This window comes from Klebsiella sp. CN_Kp100 (assembly GCF_040065315.1).
Taxonomy (GTDB): Bacteria; Pseudomonadota; Gammaproteobacteria; order Enterobacterales; family Enterobacteriaceae; genus Klebsiella; species Klebsiella oxytoca.
The window spans coordinates 1-21,088 of the sequence record NZ_JBEAIJ010000029.1; the positions used below are offsets into that span (position 1 = coordinate 1).

The 21,088-nt window shown below is 56.8% G+C and carries 21 protein-coding genes; 7 read left to right on the top strand and 14 right to left on the bottom strand.

Translation table 11 applies throughout. The features are described 5' to 3' along the window. Window positions 1-377 precede the first annotated feature (377 nt). The 6 genes from ABLV12_RS09300 to ABLV12_RS09325 all read left to right on the top strand — a co-directional run bounded on the left by ABLV12_RS09300 (window position 378) and on the right by ABLV12_RS09325 (window position 4,937). On the top strand, window positions 378-692 hold the full coding sequence (locus ABLV12_RS09300) for a BON domain-containing protein (protein WP_108704640.1): 315 nt from the start codon (window positions 378-380) through the stop codon (window positions 690-692). Between the two features lie 127 nt (window positions 693-819). Then, window positions 820-1,386: a fructose-1-phosphate/6-phosphogluconate phosphatase gene (yqaB, locus tag ABLV12_RS09305; protein WP_348867002.1), complete on the top strand. Its 567-nt coding sequence runs from the start codon at window positions 820-822 to the stop codon at window positions 1,384-1,386. Then, window positions 1,383-1,811: a YqaA family protein gene (locus ABLV12_RS09310; protein ID WP_064397948.1), complete on the top strand. Its 429-nt coding sequence runs from the start codon at window positions 1,383-1,385 to the stop codon at window positions 1,809-1,811. The genes yqaB and ABLV12_RS09310 overlap by 4 nt, the downstream gene beginning before the upstream one ends. Window positions 1,812-1,877: 66 nt before the next feature. Next, entirely contained in the window at window positions 1,878-3,434 is a 1,557-nt protein-coding gene (gene gshA / locus ABLV12_RS09315) for a glutamate--cysteine ligase (protein WP_348867004.1), read from the top strand. A 165-nt stretch (window positions 3,435-3,599) separates the two neighbouring features. Further along, window positions 3,600-4,115: an S-ribosylhomocysteine lyase gene (gene luxS, locus ABLV12_RS09320; protein WP_004104795.1), complete on the top strand. Its 516-nt coding sequence runs from the start codon at window positions 3,600-3,602 to the stop codon at window positions 4,113-4,115. 54 nt (window positions 4,116-4,169) lie between these two features. After that, entirely contained in the window at window positions 4,170-4,937 is a 768-nt protein-coding gene (locus ABLV12_RS09325; RefSeq protein ID WP_004104793.1) for a helix-turn-helix domain-containing protein, read from the top strand. Here the strand turns inward: ABLV12_RS09325 and leuA are convergent. From leuA to ABLV12_RS09395, 14 genes are all read right to left on the bottom strand, one after another. Further along, window positions 4,916-6,592 carry a 2-isopropylmalate synthase gene (gene leuA, locus ABLV12_RS09330; protein ID WP_348867005.1) on the bottom strand — a complete coding sequence of 559 codons (1,677 nt, stop codon included), beginning with the start codon at window positions 6,590-6,592 and terminating at the stop codon, window positions 4,916-4,918. The genes ABLV12_RS09325 and leuA overlap by 22 nt on opposite strands. Before the next feature lie 144 nt (window positions 6,593-6,736). After that, entirely contained in the window at window positions 6,737-8,275 is a 1,539-nt protein-coding gene (gene emrB / locus ABLV12_RS09335) for a multidrug efflux MFS transporter permease subunit EmrB (protein WP_004104788.1), read from the bottom strand. A 15-nt stretch (window positions 8,276-8,290) separates the two neighbouring features. After that, the gene (gene emrA / locus ABLV12_RS09340) at window positions 8,291-9,463 is read right to left on the bottom strand and encodes a multidrug efflux MFS transporter periplasmic adaptor subunit EmrA (protein ID WP_004104787.1); all 1,173 of its coding nucleotides are present in this window, start codon (window positions 9,461-9,463) and stop codon (window positions 8,291-8,293) included. Window positions 9,464-9,596: 133 nt separating this feature from the next. Beyond that, window positions 9,597-10,127 (bottom strand): transcriptional repressor MprA, encoded by a 531-nt coding sequence (mprA, locus tag ABLV12_RS09345; protein ID WP_004104785.1) that lies wholly within the window; start codon window positions 10,125-10,127, stop codon window positions 9,597-9,599. Between the two features lie 91 nt (window positions 10,128-10,218). Beyond that, window positions 10,219-10,554 carry an L-valine transporter subunit YgaH gene (gene ygaH / locus ABLV12_RS09350; protein WP_004114708.1) on the bottom strand — a complete coding sequence of 112 codons (336 nt, stop codon included), beginning with the start codon at window positions 10,552-10,554 and terminating at the stop codon, window positions 10,219-10,221. Then, the gene (locus ABLV12_RS09355) at window positions 10,544-11,269 is read right to left on the bottom strand and encodes an AzlC family ABC transporter permease (protein ID WP_085955735.1); all 726 of its coding nucleotides are present in this window, start codon (window positions 11,267-11,269) and stop codon (window positions 10,544-10,546) included. Before ABLV12_RS09355 ends, ygaH begins: the two co-directional genes overlap by 11 nt. A 299-nt stretch (window positions 11,270-11,568) precedes the next feature. Next, the gene (gene proX, locus ABLV12_RS09360; protein WP_004114704.1) at window positions 11,569-12,564 is read right to left on the bottom strand and encodes a glycine betaine/L-proline ABC transporter substrate-binding protein ProX; all 996 of its coding nucleotides are present in this window, start codon (window positions 12,562-12,564) and stop codon (window positions 11,569-11,571) included. Between the two features lie 59 nt (window positions 12,565-12,623). Next, window positions 12,624-13,688 carry a glycine betaine/L-proline ABC transporter permease ProW gene (proW, locus tag ABLV12_RS09365; protein WP_160886658.1) on the bottom strand — a complete coding sequence of 355 codons (1,065 nt, stop codon included), beginning with the start codon at window positions 13,686-13,688 and terminating at the stop codon, window positions 12,624-12,626. Continuing rightward, window positions 13,681-14,883 carry a glycine betaine/L-proline ABC transporter ATP-binding protein ProV gene (gene proV, locus ABLV12_RS09370; RefSeq protein ID WP_004104775.1) on the bottom strand — a complete coding sequence of 401 codons (1,203 nt, stop codon included), beginning with the start codon at window positions 14,881-14,883 and terminating at the stop codon, window positions 13,681-13,683. The genes proW and proV overlap by 8 nt, the downstream gene beginning before the upstream one ends. A gap of 345 nt (window positions 14,884-15,228) precedes the next feature. Continuing rightward, window positions 15,229-16,191 (bottom strand): class 1b ribonucleoside-diphosphate reductase subunit beta, encoded by a 963-nt coding sequence (gene nrdF / locus ABLV12_RS09375; protein WP_004104773.1) that lies wholly within the window; start codon window positions 16,189-16,191, stop codon window positions 15,229-15,231. Window positions 16,192-16,201: 10 nt separating this feature from the next. Then, window positions 16,202-18,346, bottom strand: coding sequence for a class 1b ribonucleoside-diphosphate reductase subunit alpha (gene nrdE, locus ABLV12_RS09380; protein WP_016810038.1), 2,145 nt, complete (start codon window positions 18,344-18,346; stop codon window positions 16,202-16,204). Continuing rightward, entirely contained in the window at window positions 18,319-18,729 is a 411-nt protein-coding gene (nrdI, locus tag ABLV12_RS09385; RefSeq protein WP_016810039.1) for a class Ib ribonucleoside-diphosphate reductase assembly flavoprotein NrdI, read from the bottom strand. Before nrdI ends, nrdE begins: the two co-directional genes overlap by 28 nt. Then, complete coding sequence (nrdH, locus tag ABLV12_RS09390) at window positions 18,726-18,971, bottom strand: glutaredoxin-like protein NrdH (RefSeq protein WP_004104766.1); 246 nt, start codon at window positions 18,969-18,971, stop codon at window positions 18,726-18,728. The genes nrdI and nrdH overlap by 4 nt, the downstream gene beginning before the upstream one ends. Before the next feature lie 183 nt (window positions 18,972-19,154). Then, window positions 19,155-19,586 (bottom strand): carboxymuconolactone decarboxylase family protein, encoded by a 432-nt coding sequence (locus ABLV12_RS09395; protein WP_064343683.1) that lies wholly within the window; start codon window positions 19,584-19,586, stop codon window positions 19,155-19,157. A gap of 87 nt (window positions 19,587-19,673) precedes the next feature. On the opposite strand from ABLV12_RS09395, the gene ABLV12_RS09400 reads away from it, so the two are divergent. Continuing rightward, window positions 19,674-21,035 carry a PLP-dependent aminotransferase family protein gene (locus tag ABLV12_RS09400; protein ID WP_335269701.1) on the top strand — a complete coding sequence of 454 codons (1,362 nt, stop codon included), beginning with the start codon at window positions 19,674-19,676 and terminating at the stop codon, window positions 21,033-21,035. The last annotated feature ends 53 nt before the right edge of the window (window positions 21,036-21,088 follow it).

Genomic DNA, 21,088 nt, shown 5'->3' on the forward strand with positions numbered 1-21,088 from the left:
TACGAACCGAGCGGTCGGAGGTTCGAATCCTCCCGGATGCACCATATTCTCCATATCTTCAGCAACGAAGGTGTGGATGAGGTGGCGGTATTAGCCGCAAGCACCAGAGAGGATAACGTTGCTTTAGCAACGGCCCGAAGGGCGAACCGAGTGAGTCATCCTCCCGGATGCACCATATTCTCCTCGATAACAGCCGCGCTGCTGTTTCATAGTCTGCGAGATAATCGCCAGCCACTCTCCTTGCCTCAAAACCCCTTAAGCGCAATAATTCACCTTATTCTTCAGCACTTTTTCATTGGCAACTCCCTCTTTCCACTATAATTTATTCCTGTATATCGATCTGATTTTGGGTGAGATAAGTGCAAGGAGAGAAATCCATGAAATGGTTCAAAGCAATAACCGCGTTTTGCGCGACGCTGCTGGTGGCCTTATCGCTGGCGGGTTGTGCCGGTTCGTCCACAAAGGAGAGTACCGGTGGTTACATTGACGATACCGTCATTACGACTAAAGTAAAAACCGCGCTCTTCAATGACAAAGAGATAAAGTCTTCAGAAATTAGCGTCCAGACCTTTAAAGGTCGCGTACAGCTCAGCGGCTTTGTCTCATCCGCAGACAGCGCTAAACGTGCGGTCGAAGTCACGAGAAAAGTGCAGGGCGTTCGCGTGGTTGAGAACGATTTAAGAATCAAATAATCGCAGCAGACTGCACTGTTATTAGCAAGGGCGCCACAGAGCGCCCTTGTTGCATCTACCGCTGGCAGCGACAAACCTGACCTTTTGCGTTACAGTAACACCTCCTTAACCGGTTGGTGAGAAGACGATGTACGAACGTTATGCAGGACTGATTTTTGATATGGATGGCACGATCCTCGATACCGAGCCGACGCATCGTAAGGCATGGGACGAGGTTCTGGGACGTTACGGCATGCGTTTCGATATGCAGGCCATGGTCGCGCTTAACGGATCTCCAACCTGGCGGATTGCTCAGGCCATTATTGAATTAAATCAGGCTGATTTAGATCCTCATCTTCTGGCGCAGGAAAAAACTGCCGCTGTGAAAGCGATGCTGCTTGATAGCGTCCGTCCTTTACCGCTTATTGAGGTGGTCAAAGAGTGGCACGGTCGTCGTCCGATGTCAGTCGGTACCGGCAGCGAGAGCGCCGTTGCTGAAGCGCTGCTGGCTCATCTGGGTCTGCGTCACTACTTCTCGGCGGTAGTTGCCGCGGATCATGTCGCCAACCATAAACCCGCACCTGATACTTTCTTACTTTGCGCAGAGTGCATGGGCGTTGCGGCGGAGAAGTGCGTGGTCTTTGAAGATGCGGACTTCGGGCTGCAGGCGGCGAAGCGCGCCGGAATGGATGCCGTGGACGTGCGATTGCTGTGAGCGACTCGCTGTCGCTGATATCGCTGTTTGCCAGTAGCTTTCTAAGCGCAACGCTGCTTCCCGGCAACTCGGAAGTGGTGTTGATCGCCATGCTGCTGGCGGGGGTTAGCCAGCCGTGGTTACTGGTTTTAATAGCAATAATCGGTAATAGCCTTGGAGGGGTAACTAACGTTATTCTGGGGCGCCTGTTTCCGCTGCGCAAGACATCGCGCTGGCAGGAGAAGGCGAGCGGCTGGCTGAGGCGTTACGGCGCGGTCACGCTATTATTAAGCTGGGCGCCTGTTATAGGCGATTTGCTGTGTTTACTGGCGGGATGGATGCGCATTTCCTGGGGACCAGTGCTCTTTTTTTTATGCCTTGGCAAAGCATTACGCTATATCGTCGTTGCGGCGATAACGCTTCAGGGCATGACGTGGTGGCACTAATTGGACTGATTGTTCAACCATTACAATTATGCTAATTCAAACGATTTCGACAGGCGGGAGGTCAAATTGATCCCGGACGTATCACAGGCGCTGGCCTGGCTGGAAAAAAATCCGCAGGCGCTGCAGGGTATTCAACGCGGTCTAGAGCGCGAAACGCTGCGCGTCAACGCTGATGGCACGCTGGCCACTACCGGCCATCCGGAAGCACTGGGTTCAGCGCTGACTCATAAATGGATTACCACCGATTTTGCCGAAGCTTTGCTGGAGTTTATTACGCCGGTTGATGGCGATATTCAGCATATGCTCACCTTCATGCGCGATGTTCATCGCTATACCGCGCGCCATATTGGCGACGAGCGGATGTGGCCGCTGAGCATGCCGTGCTATATCGCGCCCGGCCAGGATATTGAGCTGGCGCAGTACGGCAGCTCAAATATCGGCCGTCTGAAAACGCTGTATCGCGAAGGATTGAAGAATCGCTACGGCGCGCTTATGCAAACGATCTCCGGCGTGCACTATAACTTCTCTCTGCCGATGGCTTTCTGGCAGGCCAGGTGCGGCGTCGAGGATGCTGAAAGCGGGAAAGAGGCCATTTCTGCCGGCTATTTCCGATCTATTCGCAACTACTATCGTTTTGGGTGGGTCATCCCGTACCTGTTCGGCGCTTCCCCGGCTATTTGTTCGTCGTTCCTGCAAGGGAAGCCGACCACGCTGCCGTTTGAGAAAGCCGGCAACGGCATGTACTACCTGCCTTATGCGACCTCATTGCGCCTGAGCGACCTCGGCTATACCAATAAGTCGCAAAGCAATCTCGGAATTACGTTTAACGATCTGCATGAGTATGTGGCAGGATTGAAGCGGGCGATTAAAACGCCATCCGAAGAGTATGAGAATATCGGGCTGGAGAAAGACGGCAAGCGTCTGCAAATTAACAGCAACGTGCTGCAGATCGAAAACGAGCTGTACGCGCCGATTCGGCCGAAACGCGTGACCCGCAGCGCTGAAACGCCTTCCGACGCGCTGCTGCGCGGCGGCATTGAATATATCGAAGTCCGCTCCCTGGATATCAACCCGTTCTCACCGATTGGCGTTGACGAACAGCAGGTACGTTTCCTCGATCTATTTATGGTCTGGTGCGTGCTGGCCGATGCGCCGGAAATGAGCAGCGACGAGCTGCTGTGCACGCGCACTAACTGGAATCGGGTGATTCTGGAAGGCCGCAAGCCGGGCCTGACGTTGGGTATTGGCTGCGAAACCGCCCAGTACCCGCTGGCTCAGGTCGGCAAAGATCTGTTCCGCGATTTACGCCGCGTGGCGCAAACGCTGGATAGCATCCACGGATGTCAGGCTTATCAGCAGGCCTGCGATGAGCTGGTCGCCTGCTTTGACAACCCGGAATTAACCTTCTCGGCGCGCGTTCTGCGTTCTATGCTTGAAGAGGGGATTGGCGGTACCGGCAGAGAGCTGGCCGATCGGTATCGGACGTTGCTGCGCGAAGAGCCGCTGGAAATTTTAAGCGAAGCGGATTTTGCTGCCGAACGCGAAGCGTCGGTACAGCGTCAGAAGAAGGTGGAAGCGGCGGACAGCGAGTCGTTTGAAGCGCTACTGGCGAGGCATGCGTAGTTTTACGAGCCGTAAAAAAGAAAACGGCCACATCACTGTGGCCAAACTTTCATCTCTGATTCAGGGATGATGATGATAATAAATGCGCGTCTTTCATATACTCAGACTCGCTGCCTCAAAAAGAGTTCATTTTATTTTTAAAAAAATCACTATCGGAGGTGAAGAATGCCGTTGTTAGATAGTTTCACAGTCGACCATACCCGAATGGAAGCGCCTGCGGTGCGCGTGGCGAAGAAAATGAACACGCCTCACGGCGATGAAATCACCGTTTTCGATCTGCGATTCTGCGTACCAAACCAGGAAGTGATGCCGGAAAGAGGTATTCACACCCTTGAGCACCTGTTTGCCGGCTTTATGCGCGATCACCTGAACGGCAATGGTGTGGAAATTATCGACATCTCTCCGATGGGCTGCCGTACCGGGTTCTATATGAGCCTGATCGGTACGCCGGACGAGCAGCGCGTCGCGGATGCCTGGAAAGCGGCGATGGCCGACGTGCTGAAGGTGAAAGATCAGAACCAGATCCCGGAGCTGAACGTTTACCAGTGCGGAACCTACACCATGCACTCGCTGGAAGAAGCCCAGGAAATCGCTCGCCATATCATTGAGCGTGATGTCCGCGTCAACAGCAACGACGAGCTGGCGCTGCCGAAAGAAAAACTGCAAGAACTGCACATCTAGTGCTTTCGCTACGGCCCGGCGAAGGCTGCCGGGCCGCAATTCATCAACGCCGCAATGTCGACAACTTTAACCCTCAACTTCCAGCATCGTTCACTGGTGCCCTTTGCCCATGATTATGCCCATGGCGATAGCGAACCCTGGCATCAGCACGATTGCGCTCAGCTGTTACATATCCTCAGCGGCGTAGTACGGGTGGAAACCGCGCAGGGTTATTGGGTTGTGCCGCCGGGGCGAGGCGTCTGGCTGCCCGCCGGTACGCCGCATACGCTACGGATTACCGGCGCGGCGGCTGCGCGAACCCTGTTTATCGATCCCCTTGCCCGCGCCGATCTCCCTTCAACCTGCCAGATAGTACAGATCACTCCGCTGCTGCGTGAACTGATTGTCGCGTCGCTGACGCTGGCGGAATCTTACGCGCCGGGCAGCCGCGATGAACGAATCTACGAACTGATCCTCGATGAGATTCGCGGTATGGCGGTGCTGCCGTTTGGCCTGCCGGAGCCGCAAAGCGAAGCGCTGCGCCGTTTATGCCAGAAGGTACGAGAAGCGCCAGGAGAGCCGTGGGGCAGCGCCGCGGCGGCGAAAGAGAGCAGCATGAGCGAGCGCACGCTGAATCGCCATTTTCAGCAGCAGACCACGCTCACCTGGAGCGAGTGGGTGCGCCGGGCGAAGCTGATGGAAGCGCTGGTTCGCCTGGCGCAGGGGCATTCGGTACTGCGGGTGGCGCTGGATCTCGGCTACGGCAGCCACAGCGCTTTTAGCGCCATGTTTCGCCGGGTGTTAGGCGTGACCCCCAGCGATTACTTCCGCTCGCCGGAGTGATGCTTTTCGCTCATCGCGTTGCACAGCGCCTGCAGCGAGGCGCGCGCCACGTCGTTATCAATTCCGACCCCCCAACGGCTCTCGCCATTCGGGAAGATGCAGCGAATATAGGCCACTGAACGGCTGTCGCTGCGTTCACCCAGGGTGTGCTCATGATAATCTTTAATCACGAAGTTTTGCCTTAACAGGACGCTCAGCCCGGCGGCGGCGGCGGACAGCAGGCCGTTGCCGCGGCTCTGCAGTCGTCGCGTTTCACCGGCGATGCGCAGGCTAGCCTGCAGAGAAAGCTGGCCGTCCTGCTGGCTATCGCTTTGGTAATCCAGCAGCGCAAGCGGCGGCTGGGGGAGCAGTCCGTAGCGCGCGCGAAACAGCTGCCATAGCGCATTCTGGGTCATCTCTTTCCCGTGAGCGTCGGTTTCGTGCTGGACGTGCAGGCTAAAATCCTGCTGCAGCGCACGCGGAAGCTTGAGGCCATGATTCTGTTCAATCAGCCATGCGCTCCCGCTTTTGCCGGACTGGCTGTTAACGCGGATCACCGCCTCGTAGCTGCAGCCGATATCCTGCGGATCGATAGGCAGGTAGGGCATTTCCCAGCGTTCGCCGGGCCGGCGGGCATCGAATCCCTTTTTAATGGCATCCTGATGCGAGCCGGAAAAGGCGGTGTAGGCCAGACTGCCCGCCCAGGGATGGCGCGGATGAACCGGGATCTGATTGCAGCTTTCGACGATTTCGACCACCCGCTTCATCCCGGAGAATTTGAGCCGGGGATCGACGCCCTGGCTGTAGAGATTCATCGCCAGCGTCACCAGGCAGACGTTACCGGTGCGCTCGCCGTTGCCGAACAGGCAGCCTTCGACGCGGTCGGCGCCTGCCATCACCGCCAGCTCCGCGCTGGCAACGCCGGTACCCCGATCGTTATGCGGATGGACGCTGATGCATACATCGGCGCGGCGCGAAAAGTGACGGCAAAAATGCTCAATTTGATCGGCATATACGTTGGGCGTGCTCACTTCTACCGTCGCGGGCAGATTGATAATCATCGGCCGTTCGGCGCAGGGCTGCCAGATTTCCGCCACCGCCTCGCAAATCTCCAGCGCGAATTCCGGCTCGGTGAAGCAAAAGGTTTCCGGAGAGTACTCGTATTGCCAGCGGGTCAGCGGATGCTGCTCGCACTGCTGACGGATAAGCCGGGTCGCGCGGGTCGCCAGGTCGATCACCTGCGCTTTGTCCATTCCAAAAACCAGCTCGCGAAACAGCGGCGCGGTGGCGTTATAGAGGTGTACGGTAGCGCAGTGGGCATCGCGCAGAGCGGCAAACGTACGCAGGATCAAATCTTCCCGCGCCTGGGTCAGCACCTGAATCGTCACATCCTGCGGAATGCGCCGTTCTTCAATCAGTTGACGTACAAAGTTGAAGTCGGTTTGTGAGGCGGAGGGAAAGGCGACCTCAATCTCTTTAAAACCACACTCCAGCAGTAAATCCCAGAACTGCAGCTTGCGCGCGCTATCCATCGGCTCGGCCAGCGCCTGGTTGCCGTCGCGCAGATCGGTAGAGAGCCAGCGAGGGGCGCGGGTTATTTGCTGCTCTGGCCAGCGGCGGTCAGGCAGGGCGATCGGCGGATAGGGGCGGTATTTTTCACTGGGTTGAGTCAGCATGATTTTCTCCTTCTTAGCGGATCTTCATCGTGCATGAGGTGGGCAAAAGCGATCTCCAGCAAACCGGACATCGACTAGCGCAAACTGGACAATCTGCGTTTTGGGCAATAAAAAAGGGATCCGCAGATCCCTTCAGGGTAAATCTTAATGCGCGCCGCCGCCGCCGCCCCCGGCGCTAAACGGCGGTCTGGCAAACCATACCAGCCCGAGCAGAAGGATAAACACCGCCGCCGAGAACCAGAAAATTTCGTTGGCGGAGATAATCAGCCCCTGGTTGGTAATCTGCTGCGCTATCCAGCCGGATGCCTGCTGTTGCGTCATTCCTAATCCCTGCAGCTGGTCGTACATCTGCTGGGCGTTGGGATTGTATGGCGTCACCGATTCGGTAAGCTGCGCATGGTGCAGCGCCTCGCGGTTTGTCCACATGGTGGTGGTAATCGAGGTGCCGATAGACCCCGCCAGCGTACGCGTGAAGTTCGACAGGCTCGACGCCGCCGCCAGCCTTTCCGGCGGCAGGCCGGACAGGGTGATGGTGGTCAACGGCATAAAGAAGCAGGCCACCGCGAAGCCCTGGATAAACTGCGGCCACGCCGAGGCGCCAAAGTCCATTCCCGGTTCGAAGGTCCATGCGCGCCAGTAGAAACAGACCGCGTACATGATAAAGCTAAAGGTGACCAGCCGACGCATATCCAGCTTATGCGCAAAGCGGCCGATAATCGGCGACAGGATAACCGGGATCACCCCGACCGGCGCCGAAGCCAGACCGGCCCAGGTAGCGGTATAGCCGTATACCTCCTGCAATAGCTGCGGCAACAGCACGATAGCGCCGAAGTAGAGCATATAGGCGAGGCTGATGCACAGGCAGCCGATGGTAAAGTTTCGCGATTTGAAGAGCGACAGATCGACGATGGGGTTGTCGTCGGTTAGCTCCCAGACGATCAGGAAACTTATCGCCACCACCGCGACAATCGTCAGGATGATGATCTCGTTGGAGGCGAACCAGTCCAGCTCTTTACCCCGGTCGAGCATTACCTGCAGGCTACCGATACCGATAATCAGCAGCGCCAGGCCCACGCCGTCAATCCGCCGCTGTTCGGTGCGGGTTTCCCGGTTGCGCAGCGTTTGCAGCGTCATCACCACCACGGCGATGCCAATCGGCACGTTGATGAAGAAGATCCAGCCCCAGTGGTAGTTGTCGCTGATATAGCCGCCGAGAATCGGGCCGCAAATCGGCGCGACGATCACCGTCATTGACCACAGCGCCAGCGCGATTGACCGCTTGGCGGGCGGGTAGTTGCTGAGCAGCAGACTTTGCGACAGCGGGATCAGCGGACCGGCGACGATCCCCTGTATCACGCGGAAGAAAATCAGCATCGTCAGGCTGTTGGAGACGCCGCAGGCCCAGGAGGCGATAGCGAACGCCACCGTCGACCAGAGGAATAGCTTCACTTCGCCAACGCGCTTTGCCAGCCAGCCGGTAATCGGAATGGAGATAGCGTTCGCCACCCCAAACGAGGTGATAACCCAGGTCCCCTGGCTCAACGATGAGCCAAGGTTACCGGCGATGGTGGGGATGGCCACGTTGGCGATGGTGGAGTCCAGCACCTGCATAAAGGTCGCGAGCGACAGCGCAATGGTCATAATGACCAGCTGCGCGCCTTCCAGCGGTTTTTGCTGTTGCATTACGCTCACCCCGAATTATCCGGCGTTGGCCTGGATGATGTCGTTTATCAGCTTATTGACCGGCTCAAGGCCGATTTCACGGGCATTGCTTTCGTAAACCGGAGCGCTACGTACCTGGCTTGCCAGCATCTCGCCGCCGCGGTCGGTGGTGTTCACTTCAACCAGCGTCGAAAGGCCGATGCGCAGCGGGTGCTCTGCCAGCTGTTTTTCATCCAGCTCGATACGTACCGGCAGGCGCTGAACCACTTTGATCCAGTTGCCGGTAGCGTTCTGCGCAGGCAGCAGCGAGAAGGCGCTCCCGGTCCCCATGTCGAGACCGACGACTTTACCGGTGTATTTCACATCATCACCATAAATGTCGCTGATCACGGTGGCAGGCTGACCAATACGCATGTGCGCCAGCTGCGTTTCTTTGAAGTTGGCGTCAATCCACAGGTTGGTCGCCGGAACGACGGCCATCAGCGGGGTAGTGGTGGTGATTTGCGCGCCGGGCTGAACGGAACGGCGAGAAACGTAGCCGCTAATTGGGCTGACGATCTTCGTCCGCTGCAGGGCCAGCCAGGCGTTACGCACTTCGGTGGCCGCTTGCAGGACCGCAGGCTGTTGTTCCAGCTTCGTGCCCAGAACGATCGCCTGGTTGGCGTTGTATTGCTGAATCGCCACGTCCAGTTCGGCCTGCGCGCTGGCAACCGTGTCGCGCGCATGCTGCAGCTCTTCGCGGCCAATCAGGTTGGCCGCGCCCAGCGGAATACGGCGGTTAAGGTCGGTTTGCGCCTGGGAAAGCGCGGTTTTTTTCACTTCGATGCTGGCCTGCAGCTGCTTGCTGTTGATCATCTGCTGGCGCGTTTGACGTACGCTGGCGGCCAGCTGGGTTTGCGCTTTTTCAAACGCCTGCTGGGCATCGGTCTGGTCGAGGGTGACCAGCGGATCGCCTTTTTGCACGTAGTCGGTGTTGTCGGCCCAGACTTTCGTCACGCTGCCGGACACCTGGGCCATAATCTGTACCTGATTCCCTGCCACGTACGCGTCGTCGGTCTCTTCGTAGTGACGCAGTACCAAAAACCAATAAATCCCGTATGCCACGGCAACAATAATAAAGAGCAAGGTCAGCAGCAGGAGGGCGCCTTTACGCTTCCCTTTTTTGCTGCCCGGTTGCTGCGGGGTTTGGCTCTCCGCATTTGCGCTCATGTTATTCTCCACGATCTTATTATTTCACATCGGCTGAGCCGACCTGTTTATCAGAAAGGCCAGCAGAAAGATCTGCTGGCCTGTCCGTTTTCCTTGTCAATCCAGAAAAATTGGTGAGCGGTTGGTTCCGCGCTTAGCGCAGAGACTCCGCAAGCACGCCATCCTCTTCCATTTGGTCAAGGCGACCAAGCAGCTTACGGGTGATGTGCTCAAGCTGATCCTTTTCGCTGGTGCTTAAAGAGGACCAGAGCTGATGCAGGCAGTTGTGCTGCGGCGGTAAGACTTCGCGCAGGAACTGATGCCCTTTTTCGGTAAGCTGTAGATGCAGGCAGCGACGATCGTTATCGCTTTCGCGGCGCTCGATCCAGCCGCGTTTTTCCAGCTCGTCGGCAATGCGCGTGGCGTTGGTTCGCGAAGAGCCCAGCGCGCAGCTCAGCTCGGAAGGCTGAATGCTGTGGTTTTCCTGAGACTCAAGCGTGATCAGCGCCATAAACAATGTCTCGTTAATCCCTTGCGCTTTCAGCATCTTGTTACGGTTTTCCAGCAGTTTTCCCTGCATATGCATGCAAAGACGAGTAAGCAGAATTTCCTGAAAAGGGAAGTCTTCGTGACGGCTGGCGCGGAACTTGAGCATTTGCTCAATGGGAGTAAACGAACTATCCATTTTGGTTATGACCTCATTAATTACAGCCGATATAATAACTATTGTGACAAATAAATCAAATCAATTATTGACAAAAACTTATACTTTAAGCTTATAGCCATACGCTGATTTTCCAGACAACACCGTAGGTTAGCGCGCTCAAAAGCGTAGGCGTAATTATGCTGCGTGTTTTCCAAAACGCCAGGCCCAACGCGGCGAAGCCTGCTAATGTGGGCAGCAGGCGGCGGGCGTCATGGAGGATTTCCGGCACGCTGGAGACAACCAGCAGCGCGCAAATGGAGGCGATGCCGATGGTATCGAGCAGGACGCTGACCGGGCCGCGGCGAGTCGGACGCGCGTTTCCGGCGCGCAGGCGCAGCGGCAGATAGCGAAAGAGATAGTTCACGCAGCCGACCACGACGCCGAGAATGAAGACATCACTGTTCATCGGGCATCCCCTGAATGCTGGCCTGCACCAGAGCGGTCAGGCAGCCGCAGACAATCCCGGCAAGGATCGCCGCGGGTATGGAAAACAGAATCATGCCAGCCAGCGCGCCTGCCAGCGCGGCGGTAACGCTCAGCGACTGCTTGCGCTGGAATGAGGCGAGTAAAAAGCTCATAAACAGCGCCGGCAGCATAAAGCCCAGCGCCGCTTCCACTGCCGGAAAGTTAGTCAGCAGGCCGCTGCCCGAATAAGCGCCGATCAGCGTGCCGAAGACCCATGACGCCCAGGACATAAAAGCGATGCCGATCATCCAGTTATCGCTCCAGCGTCGATTGTCGCGGACCAGCTTAGCGGTGGCAGCGGCAAATACTTCATCGGTCAGGCCGAATGCCCAGAGCGCGGTTTTTTTCTTGCTCATCGCGCGCTGAATGCGGCTGCGCAGGGACGGGCCGTACAGCACATGGCGAACGTCCATCGCCATGACGGTGAGCGCGGCGACCCATAGCGAGCTTCCTGCGGCCAGCATGGCGGTGATCACGAACTGGCTGGCGCCGGCGTAAATAATGCAGGAGAAGAACAGGCTTTCCAGCGGAGTAAAGCCAAGCTTAGTGGCGTTCAGGCCGAAGGCGAAGGCGACGGGAATATAGCTGATGACGATCGGCAGGCTGTCCTTAATGCCTTCAGCCAGCGTCGCCTCGTCAGCGGGGGGAGTGTGCATCAATGCGTCAGGGTTTTCCATAGGAGTTGCTTATTAATAACTCACGTGAAAATCACATGATTAATCAGGTGGATTTACCTTAGCAGAGAGCGGCGCGGCTTAACAGTAACGAAAACGTTGATGGCTAAAGTTATGCAGTTTATTTGCATATCAATCCATCATTTAGAACAGGAGATGTCGTGTTGTGCAGGAGGCCGTCTTCCCCGGGGGCGACGCAAAGCGCCTTGCCCGGGCTACGGGTTTTGTAGCCCGGGCAGATGCGTAGTATCGCCTCCGGGAATTGGCTATAAATTGGGAGACTATTTCTGCGCGGCCAGCGCTTCTTCCACCCAGCCGTCAAACTGCTGCTGGTGGGCTTTGATCCAGCCATCGACGTGGCCCTGGATATCTGCCTCAGAACCATGTCCCGCGTGCATCATGGCATTTTCGGCGTTGATATCGGCAATCGGCAGCTTCATGATGCTGAACAGTTTCGCCGCCGCCGGGTTTTTCTCGGCCCAGGCTTTGTTGGCGACAATATGCATTGTGTTCACCGGGAAGCCATAGTTCATGCCGTTTGGCAGTTTGGTATCAATATCTTTCTGTTCGCCCGGCAGGGAAGAGAACGGCACCTGCAGCCAGACGACATCTTTACCCGGCTTCAGCACGTCGCTGACCCAGTAAGGCGTCCAGGTGTAGTAGATCACCGGTTTGCCCTCCTTATAGCGGGCGATGGTATCGGCCATCATCGCCGCATAGTTGCCTTGATTGTGCACTACCGTATTGCTCAGGCCGTAGGCATCAAGCTGATGGTTGATGACCGCTTCACAGCCCCAGCCTGGCGTACAGCCGGTCAGATCGGCTTTGCCGTCGCCGTTGGTGTCAAAAAGTTTGGCGATTTTCGGATCTTTTAGCTGGTCGATAGATTTGATGTGGTACTGCTCGGCCGTTTTCTTATCAATCAGGTAGCCCTGCGCCGCCCCATTCACAAACACGCCTTCGCGGTAGAATTTTTTATCACCGCCGGCGGCTGCGTACATATCGTCATGCAGCGGCTGCCAGTTGGTGGCGATGTAGGTGGTATCACCTGCGGCGATCGAGGTGTAGGCGACGTTATAGTCAACTTCGCTCGGCTTATCGACGGTATAGCCGAGCTTTTCCAGCGCGCGGCTGACCAGCAGGGTCTGGAAGGTCTCTTCCGAAATTGTGCTCTGTGCTGGTTTTACGGTAATGCCTTTACCAGGCAGATCCGCCGCGAAGGCGGTGGTCGAAATGAGGGCGGTAAACGCTGTGGCAAGGATCGCTGTATGTCGCATCGTTGTTCCTTTATTTGTCAGAAGGGAAGTCCATCCCCCCGGCAGGGGGGGATGTGCTCTTATTTACAGAAAGGGCGAGTAATCAGCCCCAGAGGGCCGGTTGCGTACCAGCGGCGGTTGCCGCGGCTGCGCGAGTCCCGTCCTACGGCCTGAGTCAGACGGTCAAGAATAATGGCGAGGATAACAATCCCGACGCCGCCAACGGTGGCCAGACCCATATCAAGGCGACCGATGCCGCGTAGTACCATCTGGCCAAGACCGCCAACGGCAATCATTGAGGCAATCACCACCATCGACAGGGCCAGCATTAGCGTCTGGTTAACCCCGGCCATAATGGTCGGCATGGCCAGCGGCAGCTGAACCTTAAACAGCATCTGACGCGGGCTGGCGCCGAAGGAGCGCGAAGCTTCAATCAGATCCGCCGGCACCTGGTTAATCCCCAGAATAGTCAGACGAACAATCGGCGGTAGGGCGAAGATAATGGTCACTACCACGCCCGGAACGTTACCGATACCGAACAGCATGACGATGGGCACGAGATAAACGAACGCCGGGGTGGTTTGCATCGCATCCAACAGCGGACGGATAATCTTCGCCGCCCGCGGACTCCGCGCCAGCCATATCCCAAGCGGCAGGCCGATCAGCATACAAAACAGCAGCGCGGTCAGCACCAGCGCCAGGGTTACCATCGCCTGCGACCAGGCGCCGATAGCGCCGATGGCGATCAGCGAAATCAGCGTCGCCGCGCCCATGCCGATGCTGGAAATCTGCCAGGCAATCAGCGAGAAAATAATAATCGCCACCGGCGCCGGCATGCCCAGCAGCAGCTGCTGGAAGGCACTCAGGATGTAATCCACCGGTACGCGGATCCCCTGGAAAATCGGACGGAAATGCATCACTACCCAGTCGATGCCGTGCGTGACCCAGCTATCGAGCGGAATCAGCGTTTTATGGAACGGATCCATTATATTGAAGTGTTCCGGCTGCGGCGCAGGCGCGCTGCTTAGCCAGTCGGCACCGCCGCCATCGGCCGGTGCTGGCGTAGAAGTGCCCCACGCATCGGCGGATTGCGTGGCGCTATCCGCCGCCGGTGCGGTGTCCCACGGGTTAGATTGATCAGCCATTGTTTGCCCCCTCGCGATCTAAAGCCTGCAGCAGCATGCGTTTTGAAATGATGCCGATGTACTGGTGCCCTTCATCGACAACCGGCACCGCGCACGGTGCATGGCCGACGTGAGAGAGCAGCTCGCTGAGCGGCGTTTGCGCATCCACCGCCTGTGGGGAGTCGATTAACGCCGCATCAATTCCCTGACCCTCGCTCAGCGCGGCTTTCAGGGAATCGATGGAAACAATGCCAACAAACTTATTCCCGCGTTCAATGACGTAGCCATATTCGCGGTCTTCATCCTGCAGTAATTTCAGCGCGGAACGCGGGCCGAAACCTGGCGTTTTACGAATCAGGCCAACCGGACTACGGCGGGCAATATCTTTGGCGCTGAATACCTGGCTAATATCGACGCCGCGGAAGAAGGTTCGAACATAATCATTGGCCGGATTATTGAGTATTTCATCCGGCGTACCGACCTGAACCACTTCACCATTTTGCATAATGGCAATGCGATCGCCAATTCGCATGGCTTCATCAAGGTCGTGGGAAATAAATACCACGGTGCGCTGATGTCTGGCCTGTAATTTAGTTAGCTCATCCTGCATTTCCGTACGAATTAAGGGATCGAGCGCCGAGAAGGCTTCATCCATTAACAGAATATCGGGGTTGATCGCCAGCGCGCGGGCGAGACCAACGCGCTGACGCATGCCGCCGGAGAGCTCGTCCGGCCAGGCGTGAGCGTAGTTTTCCAGACCTACCTGACGCAGCGCCTCCAGCGCTTTCTCCTGGCGTTCCTGAGTCGGCACGCCGGCCAGCTCCATGCCGAAAGCGGCATTATCCAGTACGGTCATGTGCGGCATAAGGGCAAATGATTGAAAAACCATTGCAATCTTTTTCCTGCGCACTTCGCGAAGCTCGGCCTCAGAGATTTTAGCGATATCGACACCGTCGATCAGAACCTGGCCGCGGGTGGGTTCAATCAGGCGATTGAGAAGGCGAACCATGGTCGATTTCCCCGATCCGGAGAGCCCCATGATGACGAATATCTCGCCTTCTTCAATGGTCAGACTGGCATTCTTTACGCCAAGCGACAACCCCGTCTTTTCCAGTATTTGTTCTTTCGAGAGTCCTTTTTCGATATATTTGAAAGCCCGCTGCGGGTGCTCGCCAAATATCTTATAGAGATTCTTGATTTCTAATTTAATTGCCATGCAATAGAGCGTTTCCTGTTATTTATTAATATCGATATGGTACCCGGTGGTGATAATTGCTTTTTTACACCCTAACATACTGAGAATCTGTGACAACCCTTTATGGCGAATTACTGCGGGAATGCACGAGGGACAATTCCGGTACATCCCCCGTGATATAAGGGCTGAGCGGGAATTGCTCATGGTTGATATTTTTTAGTTATGTTAGCTTAATTCGGGCGGAAACCGATGGCATTCTGTTGAATATGACGCAGTGATGACCGAAAGATATTGAGTGGGATGAAAATGAATAATGTGAAATAAATCACCAGGAAATATGCAGATATATTCCTGGTGAAAGTAAGGCTAAAAGTCCCAATCGCTATCGACGGTTTCTTCCGCTTTTCCCATGACATACGACGAACCCGAGCCGGAGAAGAAGTCGTGGTTTTCGTCGGCATTCGGCGAAAGCGCAGCGAGGATCGCTGGGTTGACGGCAGCCATTTCCGCCGGGAACAGCGCCTCGTAGCCGAGATTCATCAGCGCCTTGTTGGCGTTATAGCACAGGAAGGCGTTAACCTCTTCAACCCAGCCGCTATCGCCATACAGCTCGCGGGTATAGGCCAGCTCGTTGTCATACAGATCCATCAGCAGATCGAGGGCGAAGTTTTTCATCTCTTCTCGCTTCTCGGCGCTGACTATTTCCAGCCCTTTCTGGAATTTGTAGCCAATGTAATAACCGTGTACCGCTTCATCGCGGATGATCAGGCGAATCAGATCGGCGGTGTTGGTCATCTTCCCCCGGCTGGAGAAGTACATCGGCAGCCAGAAGCCGGAATAGAAAAGGAATGATTCGAGAAAAACGCTGGCGATTTTTTTCTTCAGCGGTTCATCAGCCTGGTAGTACTCCAGCATCAGCTGCGCTTTACGCTGCAGCGGCGCGTTTTGTTCGCTCCAGGCGTAAGCGGCATCGACGTCTTTAGTCTGGCAGAGAGTAGAGAAAATGGAGCTGTAGGAGCGAGCGTGTACCGCCTCCATAAAGCTGACGTTCGACAGTACCGCCTCCTCGTGCGGGGTGAGGGCGTCGGCCATCAGCGCCGGGGCGCCAACGGTATTCTGGATGGTATCAAGCAGCGTCAGGCCGGTGAAGACACGGATTGTCAGCTGCTGCTCCGCCGGGGAAAGCGTTTGCCAGGCGGGGATATCGTTAGACAGCGGCACCTTCTCCGGTAGCCAGAAGTTGCTGGTCAGCCGATTCCAGACCTCCAGATCCTTATCGTCTTCAATTTTGTTCCAGTTGATGGCGCTGACGCGCGATAAATGGGTCATCCTGTTCTCCTTACAGCGCGCAGGACACGCAGCCTTCGATTTCGGTACCTTCCAGCGCCAGCTGGCGCAGACGGATGTAATAGAGCGTTTTGATGCCTTTCTTCCACGCGTAAATTTGCGCTTTATTGATATCGCGCGTGGTCGCGGTATCGGGGAAGAACAGAGTCAGCGACAGCCCCTGATCGACATGACGCGTCGCCTCGGCGTAGGTGTCGATGATCTTCTGCGGGCCGATTTCGTAAGCATCCTGATACAGCGCCAGGTTGTCGTTGGTCATAAACGGCGCCGGATAATAGACGCGTCCGGTTTTCCCCTCCTTGCGGATCTCTATCTTCGACACGATCGGATGGATGCTGGAGGTCGCGTGGTTGATGTACGAAATAGACCCGGTGGGCGGCACCGCCTGTAGGTTGCGGTTATAGATGCCGTAGCGCATCACGTCATCGCGCAGCTGCCGCCACATATCGCGGTCGGGCAGGGTAATCGCGGAGCGGGCAAACAGCGCGCGGACTTTTGCCGTTTTCGGCTGCCAGTCGCCTTCCAGGTAGGGCCGGAAATAGTCGCCGCTGGCGTACCGCGACTGCTCGAATCCGGCAAAACGGGTCCCTCTTTCACGTGCTATCAGCATTGAAGTGCGCAGCGCGTGCCAGGTAATGGTATAGAAATAGAAATTGGTGAAATCCAGCCCTTCCTCGCTACCGTAGGCGATGCCCTCGCGCGCCAGATAGCCGTGCAGATTCATCTGTCCGAGGCCGATGGCGTGTGAAGCGGCATTGCCCGCCGCGACCGACGGCACCGAACGGATATCGCTCATATCGGACACCGCCGTCAGACCGCGCACGGCAACTTCGACCGTGCGGGCAAAGTCGGGAGAGTCCATGGTGTGGGCGATATTCAGCGAGCCGAGATTGCAGGAGATATCCTGGCCGATGCTGGCGTAATCCAGGTTTTCATCAAAGGTGGAAGGCGCATTGACCTGCAGAATCTCCGAACACAGGTTGCTCATATTGATGCGCCCGGCAATCGGGTTCGCGCGGTTAACCGTGTCTTCAAACATGATGTACGGGTAGCCGGATTCAAATTGAATTTCCGCCAGCCGCTGGAACAGATCGCGGGCGCGGATCCAGCGCTTGCATACCCGCTCGTCGGCCACCAGTTGCGCATACATTTCGCTTACCGCGATATCGCCGAACGGTTTACCGTACAGACGTTCGACGTCGTAGGGCGAGAACAGCGCCATCTGCGCGTCTTCCTTCGCTAGCTGAAAGGTAATATCCGGAATGACGACCCCGAGCGAGAGCGTTTTTATGCGGATTTTTTCATCGGCATTCTCGCGTTTGGTATCGAGGAAACGCAGGATATCGGGATGATGGGCATGCAGATAGACCGCGCCGGCCCCCTGACGCGCGCCGAGCTGGTTGGCGTAGGAGAAGGCATCTTCGAGCATTTTCATCACCGGTACGACGCCGGAGGACTGATTTTCGATACGCTTGATCGGCGCCCCGGCTTCGCGAAGATTAGAGAGCAGAAACGCCACGCCGCCGCCGCGTTTCGATAGCTGTAGCGCCGAATTCACCGCCCGGCCAATCGATTCCATATTATCTTCGATACGCAGCAGGAAACAGGAGACCAGTTCGCCGCGCTGCTGTTTACCGGCGTTGAGGAACGTCGGCGTAGCGGGCTGGAAACGCCCGGAGAGGATCTCATCGGTTAGCTGGTGGGCCAGCGCCTCGTTACCCTGCGCCAGGCTCAGGGCCACCATACAGGTGCGGTCGGCAAAGCCTTCAAGGTAGCGCTTACCATCAAAGGTTTTCAGCGCGTAGCTGGTATAAAACTTCCATGCGCCGAGAAAGGTCTGGAAGTGAAAACCGCCGTTTTGCGCATAGGTAAACAGCTCAAGAATAAACTGGCGATCGTAGCGCGCCAGAACCCTGGCATCGTAATAGCCTTCGGCGACCAGCCACGTCAGCTTGTCGTCCAGACTGGCGAAGGGCACGGTATTCGGCTCAACGTGGTTGGCCATAAACGCCGCCACCGCCTGGCGATCTTTGTCAAACGGGATGCGACCATTGCTGTCGTAGAGATTCAGCATCGCGTTGAGGGCATGGAAATCCGGCGCCTCGGTGGTTATACGTTCTGCGGTTGTCGTTGCCAAAATTCGCTTACTCCTTTACGCACGTTGTCGACATCTTGCGGGGTGCCCATCAGCTCAAAGCGATAGAGGTACGGTACGCCGCATTTCTGCTTGATGACGTCACCCGCCCGACCGTAGGCCTCGCCGAAATTGCGGTTGCCCGCAGCGATGACGCCGCGAATGCGCTGGCGGTTATGCGGATCGTTGAGAAAACGGATCGCCTGGCGGGGGACTGCGCCCGCCGTGCCGCCGCCGCCATAGCTGGGGACGATAAGAATGTAGGGTTCGTCTACCTGAATGCGCTCGCGTTCGTTAAGCGGTATACGCACGGCGGGCAGCCCCAGACGCTGGACGAACCGATGCGTGTTTTCGGAACTGCTGGAGAAGTAGACGATCAGGCTCATAGGCTGGCCGCTGAGGCTGTTGGACGCAGGCGGTTAATCATATCGGGACGGAAGCCGGACCAGCGGGTCTCTCCGGCAATCACCACCGGTAGCTGGCGGAAGCCTTGCTCGCGCAGCATATCGACGGCTTCGGGATGATGGTCAATATTGACCATGTCGAACTCAAACCCGCGGGTTTCCATGGCCCGTTTCGTGGCATGGCATTGCACGCAGTCATTTTTAGTGTAAATAGTAATGCGCATGATTCGTATTTCCATTTAAGATAACAGCACGACGCAAAAACTGGCGTCGCGTGCTATGGGTTATCGTTGAAGGAAATACTAGATGTAGTTATTTAAAAGTTCAACAACTCAATATATATGGTTTTTGTAAAGACTGGCCCCCGAGGAAAGATCCGCCGGGGGACGGGATTTCTTACCGAAAAATTACAGACGCATGCTTACCGCCAGGCGGTTAAAGGCGTTCATCAGGCTGATGGCGAAAGTCAGATCGCTAATCTGCCGGGCGTTAAAATGAGCGAGGAGCGGTAGATAAACAGCGTCTTCCGCATGGCTTTCGGCGATATGGGTGACCGATTCAGCCCACGCCAGCGCCGCGCGTTCCGCATCGCTGAAATGGGCGCTCACCCGCCAGCCTGCCAGGGCGTCCAGTTTGTTTTGCGCCACGCCGGATTGACGCAGGGCTTTGCTGTGCATCTCCAGGCAGAAGGCGCAGCCGTTGATTTGCGATACCCGCAAATACACCAGTTCTATCAGCGCGCCGTCCAGCTCGCTTTTTTCCAGCGTAATCTTGGCCTTAACCAGAGCGTTATAGACTTCCGGGCTCAGTTCATTGTACGGCTGACGTAGTGTGTTCATTTTACTCTCCTCATTAAGACGCGAGGAAAATAGCACTATAATGGACTGCATAAGATAGCCATATTGTGATGAAAAAAGCAGACCATGATGGATGCCAAAAAAATCCCGCATTACCAGCGTATCGCCCGACAGCTCAAGCAGGCAATTGAGCGTGGCGAGCTGGCGCCGGGCAGCAGGCTGCCGGCGAGTCGGGTCTATGCTCAGGAGCTTGGCGTATCGCGAGCTACGATTGAAAACGCCTGGGGAGAGCTGGTAGCGCAGGGCTGGCTGGAGCGGCGCGGGCAGGCGGGAACCTTTGTCAGCGATCGCCTCAGCCCACAGCAAAGCGTGCCTGAACGTTCTGTTGCCGCCGATGAACCGACAGCGCCGCTGCCGCTTCAGCTTGGGCTGCCCGCGCTGGATCTGTTTCCACGCGGTCTGTGGACGCGGATTATGGGGCGCCGGCTGCGTACGCAAACGCGTTTCGATCTCGCGCCCGGCGATCCCTGCGGGGACCCGACGCTTCGGCAGGCGATCGTCGATTATTTGCGCCTGTCGCGCAGTATAGAGTGTCGTCCTGAGCAGGTGCTGGTGACGGGTAGCTACGCGGCGTCGATGAGCCTCATTCTGCGAACGCTGTCCCGGCCGGGCCAGCAAATGTGGATGGAGGATCCGGGATTTCCGCTTATCCGGCCGATCGTGAGCGGCGAAGGGGTGGCGATCTGCCCGGTTCCGGTTGACGAAGACGGAATGGATATTGGCTGGGCGCAGCGGTATTACCCAAACGCGAATTTTGCGCTGTTGACGCCGGCTCATCAAAGCCCGCTCGGCGTTGCGCTCTCATTGACCCGGCGCAGACAGCTCCTGCTATGGGCGGCGCAGAATAACGCGTGGATTATCGAAGATGATTACGATAGCGAATTCCGCTATCGCGGCAAGCCGCTGCCGCCGCTAAAAAGCCTCGACGCCCCGCAGCGCGTCATCTACGCCGGTGCGTTCAGTAAAACGTTTTTCCCGGCATTACGCGCAGCGTGGCTGGTGGTGCCGGAACCGCTGGTGGCGCAGTTTCGCCAACAGGCGGCGCTGATGAGCTGTAGCGTGCCGACGTTGTGGCAGCAGACGCTGGCTGATTTTATCCGCGAAGGCCATTTCTGGCGCCATCTGAAGAAAATGCGCGCCAGCTATGCTCAGCGTCGTCAGTGGCTTGAATCGGCGCTGCGGGAGCACGGTATCGCGGTGGTTCCGCAAGCGGGCGGCATTCAGATGGTCGTCAGGGTAAGCGGCGACGATCGTCAACTGGCCCTGCGCGGCAGACAGGCCGGTCTGGCCATCCAGGCGTTAAGCGACTGGCGAATGGATAGCCGGGGAGAAGGGGCGCTGCTGATGAGCTTCACCAATTTAACCTCAGCGGAGATGGCGGGCGAGGTGGTACGAAAGCTGACTCGGGCTCTTGCTTCTCAGGACAAATAAAAACCCCTGCATACCGGAGTAGGCAGGGGTGGACGCGTATTTGTTATCTTCAT

What these genes read in the sequence shown, in the direction of transcription:
- ABLV12_RS09300 (WP_108704640.1), top strand. Translation starts at nt 378, where the DNA reads ATGAAATGGTTCAAAGCAATAACCGCGTTTTGCGCGACGCTGCTGGTG.
- yqaB (WP_348867002.1), top strand. Translation starts at nt 820, where the DNA reads ATGTACGAACGTTATGCAGGACTGATTTTTGATATGGATGGCACGATC.
- luxS (WP_004104795.1), top strand. Translation starts at nt 3,600, where the DNA reads ATGCCGTTGTTAGATAGTTTCACAGTCGACCATACCCGAATGGAAGCG.
- ABLV12_RS09325 (WP_004104793.1), top strand. Translation starts at nt 4,170, where the DNA reads ATGTCGACAACTTTAACCCTCAACTTCCAGCATCGTTCACTGGTGCCC.
- leuA (WP_348867005.1), bottom strand. Translation starts at nt 6,592, where the DNA reads ATGCTGACTCAACCCAGTGAAAAATACCGCCCCTATCCGCCGATCGCC.
- emrB (WP_004104788.1), bottom strand. Translation starts at nt 8,275, where the DNA reads ATGCAACAGCAAAAACCGCTGGAAGGCGCGCAGCTGGTCATTATGACC.
- emrA (WP_004104787.1), bottom strand. Translation starts at nt 9,463, where the DNA reads ATGAGCGCAAATGCGGAGAGCCAAACCCCGCAGCAACCGGGCAGCAAA.
- mprA (WP_004104785.1), bottom strand. Translation starts at nt 10,127, where the DNA reads ATGGATAGTTCGTTTACTCCCATTGAGCAAATGCTCAAGTTCCGCGCC.
- ygaH (WP_004114708.1), bottom strand. Translation starts at nt 10,554, where the DNA reads ATGAACAGTGATGTCTTCATTCTCGGCGTCGTGGTCGGCTGCGTGAAC.
- ABLV12_RS09355 (WP_085955735.1), bottom strand. Translation starts at nt 11,269, where the DNA reads ATGCACACTCCCCCCGCTGACGAGGCGACGCTGGCTGAAGGCATTAAG.
- proX (WP_004114704.1), bottom strand. Translation starts at nt 12,564, where the DNA reads ATGCGACATACAGCGATCCTTGCCACAGCGTTTACCGCCCTCATTTCG.
- proW (WP_160886658.1), bottom strand. Translation starts at nt 13,688, where the DNA reads ATGGCTGATCAATCTAACCCGTGGGACACCGCACCGGCGGCGGATAGC.
- proV (WP_004104775.1), bottom strand. Translation starts at nt 14,883, where the DNA reads ATGGCAATTAAATTAGAAATCAAGAATCTCTATAAGATATTTGGCGAG.
- nrdF (WP_004104773.1), bottom strand. Translation starts at nt 16,191, where the DNA reads ATGACCCATTTATCGCGCGTCAGCGCCATCAACTGGAACAAAATTGAA.
- nrdI (WP_016810039.1), bottom strand. Translation starts at nt 18,729, where the DNA reads ATGAGCCTGATCGTCTACTTCTCCAGCAGTTCCGAAAACACGCATCGG.
- nrdH (WP_004104766.1), bottom strand. Translation starts at nt 18,971, where the DNA reads ATGCGCATTACTATTTACACTAAAAATGACTGCGTGCAATGCCATGCC.
- ABLV12_RS09395 (WP_064343683.1), bottom strand. Translation starts at nt 19,586, where the DNA reads ATGAACACACTACGTCAGCCGTACAATGAACTGAGCCCGGAAGTCTAT.
- ABLV12_RS09400 (WP_335269701.1), top strand. Translation starts at nt 19,674, where the DNA reads ATGGATGCCAAAAAAATCCCGCATTACCAGCGTATCGCCCGACAGCTC.